At 67.8% G+C, this 13,683-nt stretch carries 9 protein-coding genes and 1 tRNA gene; 2 read left to right on the top strand and 8 right to left on the bottom strand.

Translation table 11 applies throughout. The features are described from left to right. Positions 1–40: 40 nt before the first annotated feature. The 3 genes from E2E27_RS01295 to E2E27_RS01305 form a co-directional block, all read right to left on the bottom strand. The gene (locus E2E27_RS01295; RefSeq protein WP_141461468.1) at positions 41–814 is read right to left on the bottom strand and encodes a class I mannose-6-phosphate isomerase; all 774 of its coding nucleotides are present in this window, start codon (positions 812–814) and stop codon (positions 41–43) included. Positions 815–840: 26 nt separating this feature from the next. Next, positions 841–1,884: a mannose-1-phosphate guanylyltransferase gene (locus E2E27_RS01300; protein WP_141457266.1), complete on the bottom strand. Its 1,044-nt coding sequence runs from the start codon at positions 1,882–1,884 to the stop codon at positions 841–843. Positions 1,885–1,970: 86 nt separating this feature from the next. Beyond that, on the bottom strand, positions 1,971–2,702 hold the full coding sequence (locus tag E2E27_RS01305) for an energy transducer TonB (RefSeq protein WP_234036136.1): 732 nt from the start codon (positions 2,700–2,702) through the stop codon (positions 1,971–1,973). A 326-nt stretch (positions 2,703–3,028) separates the two neighbouring features. Here E2E27_RS01305 and E2E27_RS01310 point away from each other — a divergent pair, with 326 nt between their 5' ends. After that, positions 3,029–5,950, top strand: coding sequence for an ATP-binding protein (locus E2E27_RS01310; RefSeq protein ID WP_181443518.1), 2,922 nt, complete (start codon positions 3,029–3,031; stop codon positions 5,948–5,950). A 96-nt stretch (positions 5,951–6,046) separates the two neighbouring features. Here E2E27_RS01310 and E2E27_RS01315 read toward each other — a convergent pair whose 3' ends face one another. From E2E27_RS01315 to E2E27_RS01325, 3 genes are all read right to left on the bottom strand, one after another. Then, positions 6,047–9,340: a TonB-dependent receptor gene (locus E2E27_RS01315; RefSeq protein ID WP_141457270.1), complete on the bottom strand. Its 3,294-nt coding sequence runs from the start codon at positions 9,338–9,340 to the stop codon at positions 6,047–6,049. A gap of 273 nt (positions 9,341–9,613) precedes the next feature. Then, on the bottom strand, positions 9,614–10,543 hold the full coding sequence (locus tag E2E27_RS01320) for an isopenicillin N synthase family dioxygenase (protein WP_141457272.1): 930 nt from the start codon (positions 10,541–10,543) through the stop codon (positions 9,614–9,616). A gap of 41 nt (positions 10,544–10,584) precedes the next feature. Next, positions 10,585–12,066: a NupC/NupG family nucleoside CNT transporter gene (locus E2E27_RS01325; RefSeq protein WP_234036137.1), complete on the bottom strand. Its 1,482-nt coding sequence runs from the start codon at positions 12,064–12,066 to the stop codon at positions 10,585–10,587. Between the two features lie 181 nt (positions 12,067–12,247). Between E2E27_RS01325 and E2E27_RS01330 the strand changes: the two genes are divergently transcribed. Then, positions 12,248–12,937 (top strand): queuosine precursor transporter, encoded by a 690-nt coding sequence (locus E2E27_RS01330; protein WP_141457274.1) that lies wholly within the window; start codon positions 12,248–12,250, stop codon positions 12,935–12,937. A gap of 143 nt (positions 12,938–13,080) precedes the next feature. Here E2E27_RS01330 and E2E27_RS01335 read toward each other — a convergent pair. Then, a tRNA-Lys gene (locus E2E27_RS01335) sits at positions 13,081–13,156 on the bottom strand. A 32-nt stretch (positions 13,157–13,188) separates the two neighbouring features. Beyond that, positions 13,189–13,677, bottom strand: coding sequence for a 2-amino-4-hydroxy-6-hydroxymethyldihydropteridine diphosphokinase (gene folK, locus E2E27_RS01340; protein ID WP_141457277.1), 489 nt, complete (start codon positions 13,675–13,677; stop codon positions 13,189–13,191). Positions 13,678–13,683: the final 6 nt, after the last annotated feature.

Below are 13,683 nucleotides of genomic sequence, written 5' to 3' on the forward strand. Positions count from 1 at the left end.
ATGTTCTGCAAATGTTTCACGTGAAACATTGCGCCAGATGTCAGGCTGCGCGGGCCAGCAGCGTCACTCGGGCAGCGCTGAAATCGAGGCTGCTCAGCCCGTCGGCGACCAGACATTCCCCCGCAGCCGCCCGCGCCGATCCGTCCCGCGCGCTGACCTCTCCCGCCAGCGGCAGCACCAGCAGCGCGCCGCGATAGGCATTCTGCGTGGCGGCATCGGGCGCGCCCTCGATCCGGTCGAGCCGGAAATGCGGTCCATCGACCAGCACCGGGCCATCGGCAATGCTGCGGCGATGCTCCGGCGCATAGGGCACGTTTTCTGCCACAGCCAAGGCGCGCTCCAGATGCAATTCGCGCGGGCGGCCATAGTCGTAGAGGCGGAAGGTGGTCTCGCTGGTCTGCTGCACCTCGACCAGCGACAGCCCGGGGCCGATCGCGTGGACGGTGCCTGCGGGCAGATAGAACAGGTCGCCGCGCCGCGCCGGGTGCCAGGTGAGCAGATCTTCGATCGTCCCGTCCTGCGCTGCCGCCGCGATCTCCTCAGCAGTCACTTCGCGCTGGAACCCGATCGCGAGCCGCGCGCCGGGTTCGGCATCGAGCACCAGCCAGCACTCCTCCTTGCCTGCCTCTCCGGACAGCGCGGTGGCATCGGAGGGGTGGACCTGCACCGAAAGTTTTTCGCTCGTAAACAGATACTTGACCAGAACCTGCGGCACCTCGGGCGGGGGTTCGAACCAGATTTCGCCGATCCGCACACCTTCTGGCGCCGCGAAGGGCGCGGGCAGCACGTCGCGGCCCCAGACCTTGTCGACCATCCGGGTGGGCAGTCGGCGCGCGCTGCTCACTGGTTCGTCGCTCCGGGCAGCTTGCCCACCGCCTGCGCGCCGTCGCGCGTGGTCACCAGCACCTCGCCGTTCGAGACGATGATGCACGCATCCTCGAGCCCGACCGCCGAGATGCGCGGGCCGTCGCTCATGGCGAAGACATTGCGGCACTGCGCGAAGTCCGCCACGCCGCCGCGCGCGACATTGCCATCCGCGTCGGCCCCGCCTGCCAGCGCATCGGCGAGCGCGGCCCAGTTGCCGATGTCGGACCAGCCCATGTCGGCGGGCACCATCGCCGCGCGGGCGGTGTTTTCCATCACCGCATAGTCGATCGAGTCCCCCTCGATCGCTGCAAAGGGTTCGGCCGCGGGATGGAAGCGCGCACCCTCGCCCACGCCGCCCGCCACCGCCTCGCGCACACGTTGCGCCATGTCGGGGCGATAGGCGGCGAGCTCGGCCAGCAGGTGCCCGGCGCGGAAGGCGAAGATGCCGCCGTTCCAGCTGTATTCCCCGCTTGCGAGATAGGCCTCGGCGCGGGCGCGGTCGGGCTTTTCGACGAATTCGCGGATCGCATAGCCCCCGGCGAGCGCCTCTCCGCGCCGGAGATAGCCATAGCCGGTCTCGGGGCGGTCCGCCGCGATGCCGAAGCTGACGAGCCAGTCCTCGCGCGCGAGGGCCGCAGCAGCAAGCGCGGCGGCGCGGAAGGCTGAGGCGTCGGCGATGTGGTGGTCGCTCGGGCAGACCAGCATCACCGCGTCCTCGGGCAGCAGCGCGGCGGCGAGCGCGATTGCGGGCGCCGTGTTCTTCGCCGCCGGTTCGATCACCAGCCGCGCGCCGGGGGTATCGCCAAGTTGCGCGGTGATGAGATCGGCATGGGCGGCCCCCGCCACCACCAGCGGCGCGGCAAAGTGATCGTCCCCCGCAACCCGGCGCACCGCCTGTTCGAACAGGGTCTCCTCGCTCACCAGCGGCAGGAACGGCTTGGGCACCGCCTTGCGGCTGACCGGCCACAGCCGCGTGCCGCTGCCGCCGCACAGGATCACCGGATGGATCGCGCTCACTCGAAGTCCCCTTTGCTCGGCGAGCCTATAGCAAGTCGCGACCGCGAGACGAGTCCGATCTGGCGATTATCCCGCCGCCGGTCGCATCAGAACCACTGCTGGCGCCAATAGAACGGCGCGGCGACGGGGTTTCCGTTGGCATCGGTCGCCGGGCGAAAGCCGAGGCGGGTCTCGACCAGCTGGCAGGTGATGCGATCGGCTTCGGGATCGGGGCTGGCGCGGTAGATGGTGCAGCCGCGCGCGCGGCCATCGGTGCCGACGGTCACGCGCACCACCACCTGCGTCCCGCGCCGCGCTTCGCGCCCGCCGGGGGGCACGGGGAAGTCGCGGGCATTGTCGATTCGGCCCGAAATATGCACCGGCTTGGTCACCGGGATGCCACCGCCGCCGCTGCCGCGATTGCCGCTCCCGGTGCCGAGCCCGGTGCCCGCAGCGCCGGTGCCATCACCCGCCGCTGCCGCGCCCGACTGGCTGGCGTTGCCGGTCGAGGACGCGCGCGGCAGGGGGCGGTCCTGCCTGATCGGCACCTTGGGCGGCGGACTGGTGACTGCGCTCGCCACAGCCTTGCGCCCCGGATCCCCCTGCGCGCCCTCATCCGGTTCGGACCGGTTCTCAGGCGGGGGCGGAGCGGGGGGCGGCGGCGTGTCGATGCTGAAGGCGGCGATCACCTCACGCTCGACACTGGCGGTGAAATCGGGCGCGAACGCCTTGGTCAGACCATAGAGCGCGGCCAGATGGAGCAGCACGATGCCCGCCACGAGGGGCCAACGCACCCGCCGCTCGCGCTGTTCGAAGCGCCTCTCCTGCAATGTGTCCACGGCCGATGCTCCCCGATCCCTCCGATATGGACGCGGTTTTCACCGCACTCCTTGCGCAAACACTATAGCAAGGACTTGGCAATTGGCGATGGAGCGCAGCGATCGAGCGCGCACTGGATCATGAACGGCACGGCGGCGATGATCCGTATGATGCGAATGCAGACTGCGTCCCGGCAGAGGATGGCGGCTGCGGGGGAAATGCGCCTGACGCGCGGCCCGTCGCGGGCGTGCGGGCCGCGGCGCGCATGGCGGGTGATTCCGACCCGTCCACGGGCTCTCGGGAGCAGCCGAACAGGCAGGGAATCGCGGACTTCGCCATTGGTGCCTTGTCGCGGATCGCGCTTGGCCCTGTCGATGCAACCAGCCTGATCGCCGCGCTGATCGGCGGGATCGCCTATCTCGGCATCGCCTGCCTCAGTCTGGTGCTGGCCGAGGCCGGGGGCAATGTCAGCCCGGTGTGGCTGTCCAACGCCGTCATCGTCGCGGTGATGCTGCGGCTGCGGCTCGGCAACGAGGTGCCGCTGCTGCTCGCGTGTTTTGCGGTCAGCCTCGCCACCAATGCAGTGGTGCAACAGTCGCAGGCAGTCGCGCTGCTGTTCTCCTTCGCCAATATGGTCGAGATCGCGGTGGTGCTGGCGCTGACCCGCACCGGGCCCGGTGCGCAGCCGAACATGAGCCGGCTCGGCGATCTGGCGCGCTTCGTCTGGGCCGGGGGGCTGATCGGGCCGCTGGTCTCAGCCAGCCTGACCATGCCGCTGATGGGCGACAGCCTCGATCAGCTGCGCATTGGGGCGATGACGTGGTTTTTGACCGACTCGATGGCGATGCTGCTGGTGGTGCCGGTATCGCTGCTGCTGTTCGACCGCCTTACCGGCGCCCTGCCCGCGGCGCGCGTTCCGGTGCCGGAAAGCGCAGCGCTGCTGTGCGGCGGCATGGCCTGCGCGCTGATCGTGTTCGGGCAGAGCCACTATCCGCTGATCTTCCTGATCCAGCCGATCACGCTGCTGCATGCTTTCCGGCTCGGCAGTCTCGGCAGTGCGCTGCACGTGCTGGGCGTGGCGGTGGTGGCGAGCGGGATGACTCTGACGGGGCACGGCCCGATCGCCGCGGCGAATGTCGGGGGGATGAGCGAACTGCACCTGTTGCAGGCTTTCGTCGCCGCCAATTTCCTCACCGGGCTGCCCGTCGCCGCGATCCTCGCCGGGCGCGACCGGATGATGGCGCAGCTGGCGGCGGGCAAGCGCGAGGTCGATCTGCTGGCGGAGAATATCTCCGATGCGATCCTGCGCTTCGATCTGGCAGGCCTGTGCACCTATGCCTCGCCCTCGGTGGCGGAGGTGCTGGGAACGCCCCCGGCCACCTTCCTCGGCCGCCACATCGGCGCGCGGCTTCATCCCGATGCGCGCGCGCGGATCATGCAGACCTGGGGGCGGCTGGCCGATGGCACGAGCGAGCGGGAGCGGGTGACCTATCGCCGCTTTGCCGACGCGGCGGACGGGTCGCCCGTCTTCGTCGAGGCCGATTGCACCGTGGTGCGCAACCGCGACAGTGGTGCGCGCGAGGGCGTGGTGGTCGCCGCGCGCGATGTGACCGAGCGGGTCGAGCTGGAGCTGCTGCTCACCCGCGCGCGCCGCCATGCCGAGAACGCGGCCAATGCCAAGTCCGAATTCCTCGCCAATATGAGCCATGAGATCCGCACCCCCATGAACGGGGTTCTGGGCTTCGCCGAGCTGATGCTACAGGGTGAGCTCGACCACGATCAGCGCCGCTTTGCCGAGCTGATCGTCCAGTCGGGCCGGTCGATGATGACGCTGCTCAACGATGTGCTCGATCTCAGCAAGATCGAGAGCGGGCAATTCGCGATCGACCTTGCGCCGGTCGATCTCCATGCCAGCATCGCCGAATGCGCTGCGCTCCACCGTCCGGCGGCGGCGCGCAAGGGGCTGCGGATCGATCTCGCAAGTGAAAACGGTGACGATCCCGTCGGGCGCTATTCCGAACTCGACCCGCCCTGGGTGCTGACCGATGGGCTGCGGCTGCGACAGATCCTGCTCAATCTGATCGGCAATGCGGTAAAGTTCACCGAGGTCGGCCAGATCCGCGTGACCTACCGCGTCGAGCGGCAGGAGGTGCGGGTGACGGTGGCCGATAGCGGGATCGGGATCAGCGCCTTGCAGCTGGAAACGATCTTCCAGCCCTTCACCCAGGGCGAGGCGGATACCGCGCGGCGGTTCGGCGGGACGGGTCTCGGCCTCTCGATCAGCCGCCAGCTGGCCGCGCTGCTGGGCGGGCGGATCGAGGTCGAAAGCACGCCGGGGGAGGGATCGCGCTTCACCCTGGTGCTGCCCGCCGCGCTCGCCCCGCCGGTGGCCGAGGACATCGCCGACGATTATCGGCCGCGCGCCGATGCTCCCCCATTTTCGTCGGCGCCTGCGCTGGCACCCGCGCTCGCCCCTGCGCGCATCCTGCTGGCCGAGGATCACGACATCAATCGCCTGCTGGTGACCGAAATGCTCGAACGCTGCGGGCAGGAGGTCGATGTCGCGCATGACGGAAACGAGGCGCTGGCGATGGTGATCGACAGCATCATGCGCGGGCGGCCCTATGATCTGGTGCTGATGGATGTGCAGATGCCCGATTGCGACGGGCTGGCCGCCACCCGCGCGATCCGGGCGGAGGGGATCGGGCCGGGGTTGCTGCCGGTGATCGCGCTGACAGCCAATGCCTTTCCCGAAGATGTCGCCGCGGCGCGTGCGGCGGGGATGCAGGCGCATCTCGCCAAGCCCATAGTCTTCGCGCAGCTCGCCCGAGCGTTGCAGCGCTGGCTGCCGACGCGGATCGTCGAGGCCGAGCATCCCGGTGCGCCCGTGCCTGCCCGCGTCAGGCCCGACCCGGCGGCGCGCGCCTCGGCACTGGCCCGCTCGCCGCGGCTGGTGGCGCGCTGGCAGGCGCGGCGCGATGAAGCCGTGGCTGCGGTCCGTGGCGCACTGGAGGCTGGCTGGCTGCTGTCGTCCGCGCACGCCGCTCCGCCCGCCGCGCGCGCCGGCGATCTGGCGCGGCTGCTGCACAAGCTTGCCGGCACCGCCGCCCTGTTCGGGGAGCCGGAACTGGGCGAGGCGGCGGCGGCGCTGGAACGGGCGCTGACCAGCGGCGCCGGTGCCGCAGCCTGCACGACCGGAGCCCAGCGCCTGCTCGATCTCGCCGAGGCCAGCGGCACCACGGCCGCAGGTCAGCGCGCGATCGGCTGACGGACAGCACCTCTCCCGAACGCTGCACCTTGCCACAAAGCAAAAGGGCGACCCGTTGCCGGGCCGCCCTTTCGTATGTTCAGACGAGACGCGCGATCAGAACTTGACGCGCACCCCGAAGCGGACGCCCCACAGCGAACCGTTGATGTTGGTCGCTTCGTTCGGAGCGCGGAAGCTCGAGTAGCGGTACTGGGCGCAGGGCTCGGTCGCGCTTGCGACGCAGGCCACGCTCACCACCGACGCGGTGTAGGGGAAGCCGACCTGACGCACGGTGCCCCAATCCTTGTCGATCAGGTTCAGCACGTTTTCGACGTCCGCCAGCAGTTCGATCTTGCCACCGAACGGGATCGGCACTTCCTGACGCAGCGACAGGTCGAGCTTGTGCACCCAGGGGGTCTTGCCGATGTTCTTCGGCGCGATCTGGCCCTGATATGCGTTCAGCTCCGAGCCCTGCACCAGCGCCTGCACCGCTTCGAAGGTCGCGGTCGAATCGTAGATCACGTTGGCGTCGGCGGTCTGGCTGCTGACGTTCGGCACGTAGAGCAGGTTGCGGCTGCCACGGCCGGTCACACCGAACACCGCCGAACGGCCGTTGGTGGGATCGAACATGGTGTAGCTGTAACGCTGGCCCGAACGCACGTTGTAGAACAGTTCGACGCGGGTGTTGTTGTCGCCGAACAGTTCACCGTCGAAGCCGGTTCCGAGACGGAACTGGTGATCGCGCTGATAGTTCGAGATCCCCTGCGCCGCGAAGTTCGGGTCGAAGCCCACCGCGGTGTTGGTGTAGTTCGAGAACGCCACCGACGAGGTCCCCGGGTTCTGGTCGGTCACATCCTGATAGGTGTAGGAGCCGTTCAGGAAGAAGCCCGAATTCCAGACCTTGTCGAAGCGGCCGACGATGTTCCAGCTTTCACCGTAACCGGTGTTGGTCAGCAGGAGATCGGTGTTGGTGCCGCTGAAGCCCGGCAGGATCTGGTAACGCGGACGGCCATCCGGGGTTTCGGTGCCGCTGTCGACCGAACGCAGATCGGTCCATTCCAGCGCATCCTTCACCCGCGAATAGATCACGTCGACGCCGAGGTTCCAGCCATCGCCGAGCGGGCCGAGGTTGGCTTCGTAATCGACCGAGCCCGAGAACCGCCACTGCGAGGGAACCTCGAAGTTGGGATCAAGCGCGTTGGTCGGCGAGGCCGCCGTGCCCTGGTTGCGAACGGCATCGAACAAAGCCTGAGGCACGCCGGTGCCACCGGTCACGTTGTTCAGCGTGGCTTCCCCGATCGCGTTCTGCTGCGCAGCCGAAAGACCGGAGAGACCCGAAACCGTGTAGGTATCGGGCGCACCGCCGACACCGGGAACACGGCGCACCTGCACGCGGCCGAGCGTCGGCCCGGGGTTCGAGAAGCTGTTCGAGATCCAGACGTTGGGGCTGCCGCCGCCGAACAGGCCGGCCGAACCGCGAAGGGTCAGACGATCGGTCGGCTGCCAGTTCACGCCGAAGCGCGGCTGGAACAGATCGCGGCCGTTGAGGGTCCCGGTGTTCGGGAAGCCGAAACGCTCGAGGAAGTTGACGTTGTTGAACGGACGGTCCGGCGTGTCGAACAGGTCGTAACGCATGCCGGCCACCACGGTCAGGGTGTCGGTCACGTCGATCGTGTCCATGATCCCGAAGGTCCAGCTGTTGTTCTGGAAATCGGCGGTCACGGTATCGATGCCGCCGAGCAGCGGCACGGCGATATCGACTTCGTTGGCGCGCTGGGCCTGAAGGTCGGCAACGCTGTCGAACAGCCACGCACCCGAAACCCGCTGGGCGAACAGGTTGCGCACGTCCTGACGGCGACGCTCGGCAATCAGCTTCACGCTGTGGTTGTTGAGCTTGAGGGTCGCCTGGAATTCGATCGCCAGCGACTGCGTGTCGAGCTCGTTGGCCTGACGGCTGACGTCCGGGCCGAACTGCAGCTGCTGCTGACCGTCCGAACATTCGCGCGGTGCCGAACCATCGGCCGGAGCGGCCGGGTTGGTCGGGTCGAGGCAGACCAGGAACTGGCCGAAGCTGCGGTTGCCGCCGACCGGCACCTGCAGACGCACGTAATCGGCATAGGACACGCGCAGCTGGGTCGAGAAGCTGTCCGACCACTGGTTGTTCGACTGCAGAATCCCGAAGTGGTTGACCGCACCCTGCGTGTAGTTGTTCGACAGCAGGCTGTAGGTCGGGTTGTCGGCGTTGATCGCGCCCACGCCGGTCTGGCCGGCCAGCAGCGAGCTGTCGTTCCAGATGTAGGTCGCGCTCACGCGGTGGCCGTCGGCGACGTTCCAGTCGAGCTTGGTGACCAGCTTGTCGTCCTTTTCGACGATGCTGTCGGCAACGCCCAGCGTGTCGAAACCGTAGACGGTCTGCGCGATGTCGCTGATCTGGGTGAGATCGGCATCGGTGATACCGAGCTGCGAGGGCAGCACATCGGCCGGGACGGTGTCACGGGTGCGCTCGTAAGTGACCGCGAAGAACAGCTTGTCCTTGATGATCGGGCCGGTGACCTGCGCGGTGTAGATCTGCGATTCGAAGGCACCGGTGCGGGTCAGGTTGCGGGCACGATCGCCGCGCAGGCTGTCGTCCTGGTAATAGGCGCCGCCGAGGAAGGTGAAGGCGTTGCCACCCGACTTGAGCTGGGTGTTGATCGCGCCGCCCTGGAAGAAGCCCTGCTGGATGTCCACCGGAGCGATTTCGACCGAGAATTCGCCGATCGCGTCAAGCGGCACCGGGCCGCGGGCCGAAACGAGGCCGCCCGATTCGAGACCGAAGGGGTCACCGAAGGCGACACCGTCGACGGTGAAGCGGTTGAAGCGGTTGTTCTGCCCGGCGATGCTGATCGCGTTGTTGTTGGTCGAATCGAGCGTCACCAGCGGGTCGCGCGCGGCGAGGTTGCGGATGTCGCGGTTGATGTTCGAAACGCCGGCGATGTCGCGCGCGGTCAGGGTGGTGGCGGCACCGGTCGACAGAGAGATCGACGAACGGGTGCGCGCGCCGGTGACGACGATGGTCTGCCCGGCATCGGCCAGGGCGACGCTGATGCGCTGGGCCTGACCGGCGCTGAGGAAGCCGATGTCCTGCTCGGCGCTCTCATAGCCATCGGCGACCACGGTGACGGTGAAAGGGCCGCCCAGACGCAGGCCGGCCGCATTGAAGCCGCCATCGGCGTCGGTGGTCTGGGTCGAGGTGGTGCCCGAGGGCACGTGCGTCACGGTGACGGTCGCGCCCGCGATCGGGGTGCCGTTCTGGTCGACCACGTCGCCGCGAACCGACGAGGTGGTTTCCTGAGCGAAGGCCGGAGTGGCGATGGTGGTGGTCGCAGCAAGGCTGACGACGCTCGCGGCAAGGAGATACTTAAGCTTCATGGATCGGAGCCCCTGGTAGCATTGGAGAGTACATCGGAATGTCGTGGTGCGGCCTCACCTAGGCCGGAACGCTTGCGGCAAAGCGACTGTTCTGTGACAGTTTGATGAAATGCCCTGCCCTTGCGCGGCGATTCCTTAGTCGGAGTCTCTCCGAACGCCAGAAAAGTGTCGGAATTGCGCGAGTTCCGTCGCCGGGTGTTGCATCGCAGCAACGCCCGCAGGGAATTTCCCGAATGCAATCAATGACGCGAAAATGACGCTCGTTTGAGCGGGTCAGGCGAGGTTGATCTCGCGCAGGCGCTGCATCAGGAAATCATGCGCGCTGATCGGCGGCGCGGGGGGATTCGCATCCTCGGCCGAGACGCATTCCGGCAGGGCTTCGATCATGAAGTCGGGCCGGAAATGCAGGAAGAACGGCATCGAGTACCGCGACCGGTGCGCAGCCTCTCCCTTGGGATTCACCACCCGGTGCGTGGTCGAGCGCAGCCGCCCGTTGGTCTGGCGCTCCAGCATGTCGCCGACATTGATCACCAGCGAGCCTTTCTCCGCCGGGATCGGCAGCCACTCGCCCTGCCGGGTCAGCAGTTCGAGCCCGGCTTCCTCCGCGCCCAGCAGCAGCGTGATGGTGTTGATATCGCCATGCGCCGCGGCGCGGATCGCCCCTTCGGGCGCGCCTTCGCCGAGCGGCGGATAATGCAGCAGGCGCATCACCGAATTGCCGTCCGCAACGCTGCTCGCGAAGAAATCGCGCGGGCGGCCGAGGTGCAGCGCGATCGCTTCGAGCACGCGCGCACCGGTCGCTTCGAAAGCGGCGAACAGCGCGCTCATGGTCTCGCGGAAACCTTCGACTTCGGTCGGCCAGACGTTCGGGGCCATGAATTCGCTGAGCGGGTGGCCTTCGGGAAGATCGCGGCCGACGTGCCAGAATTCCTTGAGGTCGAACACCTCGGCGTCCTTGGCCTTTTCGGTGCCGAACGGGGTGTAACCGCGCGCGCCGCCGCCGCCTTCCAGCTTGTAGGCGCGTTTGACCGCGTCGGGCAGCGCAAAAAAGGCCTTGGAGACCGCCTCGGCCTCGTCGATCAGGTCTTGCGGGATGCCGTGATCACGGACCACGGCAAAGCCGTATTCGCCGAAGCTGCGGCCGAGTTCGTCGGCGATGGTTTCGAGCGGCTGGGCGAGACTGACGGAGGCGATGTTCATCATGGCCGCGCCCTTACACCCGCGCAAGCGGGCATGCCAAGGGGTCAGTATGGCAGGAACAGGCTTGCGAGCGCCGCGCTCATCAGGTTGGCAAGGCTCCCTGCCGCGAGCGCCTTGAGCCCGAGCCTTGCAATCACCGGGCGCTGGTTGGGCGCGAGCCCACCGGTCACCGCCATCTGGATCGCGATCGAGGAGAAGTTGGCAAAGCCGCACAGCGCGAAGGTGATGATCGCGCGGCTGCGCGCGGTCAGCTCGCCCGCCTGCATCTTGCCGAGGTCGATGAAGGCGACGAATTCGTTGAGCACGATCTTGGTGCCGAACAGCCCGCCCGCGATCTGCGCCTGTTCCCAGTCCGAGATGCCGATCAGGAACATCACCGGCGCAAAGATATAGCCGAGCAATTGCTGGAAGCTGATGCCCGAAAGCCAGGCCGCGGTCTCGGGGCTGAAGGGCGCGCCGCTGCGCTCGGCAAGGCCGACGATGCCGCCGCCGATTCCGGACAGCATCCCGTTCGCCAGCGCCACCAGTGCCACGAACACCATTACCATCGCGCCGACCGCGACCGCCAGCTTCACGCCGGTCTGCGTGCCCTGTGCGGCGGCCTCGATGATGTTGGCGGGGCGCTGGCCTTCCTCGAAGGTTTCCGCCGCATTCACCTCGTCGGCCTTGGCGCCGCCTTCGAGGATCGAAGCCGGGCCGACTGCGCTTATACGCGCCTGGGGGAGTTCGACCTCCCGCCCGTTTTCGTCATACATCACCACGCGGGTGGCTTCGGTCAGGGTGTTGGTCCGCCCCCGCGCCTGCGCCACGGCGGTGGTGGCGACCGACGTATCGTGCCCCGCGCCCTTGTGCGGCTCGTCGGGCATGATGATCTTGGCCATCAGGATTCCGCCCGGCGCCGACATGAAGGCCGCAGCAAGCAGGAAGGGCACCGCCTCGGTCCCGATGAAGCTGGCATAGGCCGCCAGGATCGTGCCCGCGACGCCGGCCATGCCCACCGTCATCAGCGTGAACAGGCCCGAGGGGCTGAGGGCGGCAAGATAGGGCCGCACCACCAGCGGGCTTTCCGACTGGCCGACGAAGATGTTCGCCGCCGCGCCCAGCGCCTCGACCTTGCTCACCCCGGTGATCCAGCCGATCGCCCCGCCGACCCAGCGCACCAGCCGCTGCATGATGCCGAGGTGATAGAGGATCGAGACGATCGCGGCGAAGAACACGATCACCGGCAGCGCGGCGATGACGAAGGTGTTGGCGAAGGGGTTGCTTTCCATCGGGCCGAACACGCTGGTGATCCCGACCTTGGAGAAATCGAGCAGCGCGATCACTCCGCTCGACAAGCCGCCGATCACCGCGACCCCGGCCTCAGTCCGCAGCACGATCAGCGCGGTCACCGCTTGCAGCGCAAAGGCCGATCCCACCACGCGCAGATTGATCTGCCGCTTCCCCGATGACAGCGCGAAGGCGATGGCAAGAATGGCGAAGACGCCGACAAGGCTCAGCAGAATGGACGTGATACTCTCGTTCACGGCGGCGACGTGCCCTTTGCTTGGAAGATTGGAGACCCCGGTGTGCCCTCGCGGGGTGGCAGTTTGTGCGCCCGCTTGCAAGGGCGATGGCTCCGGGTGCCAACAGCCGCGGGTGACAGACGGGTGACAGATGCGCGCGCGGCGCTTTTCATTTGCGCGGCGGCTGGCTAGCAATCGGGCGATGAACGACACCGCGCCCTTATCGCCCGCCGCCCCGCCCAACATGCCGCTGGGGCTGTTCGTTTTCACGCTGCTCTATGGCGGGATGACGGTGCTGGCGGGCGTGCTGGCGTTCAAGCAGGTGCAGCTGTGGCCGACCGATCTGGCGGTCGAAAGCGGGATCTTCGCCTTCCTGCTGCTGGTGGTGATCTCCAGCACGCTGTCGCAGCTTTACGGCCGGGCCTTTGCGCAGCGGATCGTGTGGTGGGGCTTCCTGCCGCTGCTGATTGCCTCGCTGCTGATGCTGCTGGTGCTGGGCCTCCCCGCCTCGACCGAGATGGTCGCGGGCCGGGCCGACGATCTTGCCGCTTTCGAGCGGGTGCACTCGACCGTCTGGCGCGTCTGGGCGGCGGGCCCGGCGGCCTACATCACCTCGCTGCTGCTCAACATCTGGATCTTCGACCGGCTGAAGGGCGACGGTGCGGAAACCACCATCGGCTTGATGCTGCGCGGCGCGATCGCCTCGGCATTGTCGCAGGCGATCGATTCGGTGATCTTCATCACGCTCGCCTTCTACGGCCTGTTCCCGATCATGAACCTGCTGATCGGCCAGGTGATCGCCAAGGTCGTGCTGAGCCTGGTGCTGGTGCCGTTCCTGATCACCTTCGGCGTGCGCGCCGCAAGGTGGCTGGACGCGAGGAAGAGCGGCTGAGCGGCCTCTCTGCTCCGCCCAAAAAGCGCCGGGACGGTCGCAAGGCGACCGCAAGGGCGACCGCCCGCCCGCAGCGGGTTCACAGCGAAGCGGAGAACGTCGAGCGAGGACGCAGCCGCGGAGGCGGCTGCGAAACACAAAAATGGTGAGCCCGACAGGATTCGAACCTGTGACCCGCTGATTAAAAGTCAGCTGCTCTACCTACTGAGCTACGGGCCCACATCTGCGCCGCGTGGTTGCGGCCGGCGCGCTCACCTAGGCAGGGGGCGCGGGCGGGTCAAGCGGGCTTGATAGTGCGCGAGCGTCAAGGCGCTGTTCGGCCCGCGCCAGTGGGGGGCGATGGCGCAAGCGGGATCGAGCACGAAGCGGCGCTGCGCAAAGGCGGGGTGCGGGATGGCGAGCCCTTTGCTGCGCCATGCACCGCCGCTCCAAGCGATAATGTCGCAATCGAGCACCCGGTCGCCCCAGCGCTGCCCGCGCCGCCGCCCGAAGGCGCGCTCGGTGTGCTTGAGCGCGGCGAGCAGCGCGGGCGGATCGAGTTCGCTGTCCAGCACCAGTGCGGCATTGGCGAAGCGGCGCTGCGCCGCGCCCATCGCCGGGGTCGCGATCACAGGCGAGCGCGCGGTGACGGTGCCGAACGCGGCAAGCTCCTCCATCGCCGCGCGCACCACGCCTTCGGGCGCACCGTAACTGCGGTGCCGCCGGTTGCTGCCGAGCGCGACGAGGTAGGTGCTGCTCAAATATGC

It is taken from the genome of Porphyrobacter sp. YT40 (genome assembly GCF_006542605.1).
Lineage (GTDB): Bacteria > Pseudomonadota > Alphaproteobacteria > Sphingomonadales > Sphingomonadaceae > Erythrobacter.